General features: G+C 71.5%; 1 protein-coding gene and 1 pseudogene. Both read left to right on the top strand.

The genetic code is table 11. The features are described 5' to 3' along the window. A pseudogene (locus WQ56_RS17455) lies at positions 1–403 on the top strand (putative PEP-binding protein); the annotation flags it as partial. 317 nt (positions 404–720) lie between these two features. Further along, a partial coding sequence (locus tag WQ56_RS17450) for a CBS domain-containing protein (protein ID WP_047138402.1) occupies positions 721–1,561 on the top strand: 841 nt, incomplete at its 3' end.

Below are 1,561 nucleotides of genomic sequence, written 5' to 3'. Positions count from 1 at the left end.
CAATCCCGCGCTGGGCCTGCGCGGCGTGCGCTTGTCGATGGCGCGCAACGGGCTGCTGGAGACCCAGCTGCGGGCGATCGCGCGGGCCTCGGGCTACGGTCCGGTACGCGTGCTGGTGCCGATGGTCAGCGGCCGCGAGGAAATCGTCGCGGTGCGCCGGCTGCTCGAACGCGTGCAGCGCGACCTGCGCGCCGAGGGCCACGAGACCGCCGAGCGCATCGCGCTGGGCGCGATGATCGAGGTGCCGTCGGCGGCGATCGCCCTGCCCACGTTCGTGCGCGAACTCGACTTCCTGTCGATCGGCACCAACGACCTGGTCCAGTACCTGCTGGCCGCCGACCGCAACAACGACGCGCTCGGCGACCTGTACTCGCCGCTGCACCCGGCGGTGATCCGCTTGCTGCACGGCATCGTGCGCGTGGCGCGCGGCGCCGCCTGAGTCCAAGCGCGGGCGCGCGACCTGCGAGCTGCGAGCGGGCAACGCCGGCGTCGCTGGTCGCATTTGCCCTGATCACCGCCCGGCCGCCGCGCCCCGCAGGTTCCGTCGCGGCGCGACGACCGGCGAACGATCCGTCCCGGGCCGGCATGACTGTGGCGTGAGGTCGCCGGCGTCTTCCCGCCGCTCGACCGTTCCTATTCCGCAGCGCAGCGCGGATAATGGCCGGATGCACATCTGACCTGTCGCGCCGCCGTCCGTCGCGACGCGCAACGGAGCCGTCCATGGCCGAAGCCGTCCGCCACGACAAGACCGCGCGCCAGCTGCGCCTGCTCTCCGACGCCCTCGACAGCGGGCGGCTGGGGCCGGTGCGGCGCATGGTCAACACGCTGGCACCGGCCGAGATCGGCAACCTGCTCGAGTCGCTGCCGCACGACAAGCGCATCGTGGTCTGGGGCCTGGTCGATGCCGACGACGACGGCGAGGTGCTGGTGCACGTCGGCGACGAGGTCCGCGAGAGCCTGATCGCGGACATGGATCCCGACGAGCTGGTCGCCGCGGTCGAGGACCTCGACATCGACGACCTCGCCGATCTCGTCGAGGACCTGCCCGACGCGGTCATCGACACGCTGCTGCGTTCGATGGACCGCGAGAACCGCGAGCGGCTGGAGCAGGTGCTCTCGTATCCGGAGGACACCGCCGGCCGCCTGATGAACCCCGACGTGGTGACGGTGCGCGCCGACACCACCGTCGACGTGGTGCTGCGGTTCCTGCGCCTGCGCGGCGAACTGCCCGATCACACCGACCACCTGTACGTCGTCAACCGCCGCCACCAGCTGATCGGCTGGGTCGCGCTGCAGGACCTGGTGACCCGCGACCCCGGCACGCCGATCAACCGGCTGATCGACGACGAGCTCGACTCGATCCACGTCGACGAATCGGCCGACCAGGTCGCGCGCCAGTTCTCCGACAACGACTGGGTGTCCGCGCCGGTGGTCGACGACGGCAACGTGCTGCTGGGCCGCATCACCGTCGACGACGTCGTCGACATCATTCGCGAGCAGGCCGAGCACCAGGCGCTGGGCGCGGCCGGCCTGGACGAGGACGAGGACCTGTTCTCGCCGA

It is taken from the genome of Luteimonas sp. FCS-9 (genome assembly GCF_001014645.1).
GTDB lineage: Bacteria > Pseudomonadota > Gammaproteobacteria > Xanthomonadales > Xanthomonadaceae > Luteimonas.
Note: the sequence above shows the minus strand (reverse complement) of the source record. Positions and strands in the feature narration are given on the sequence as shown.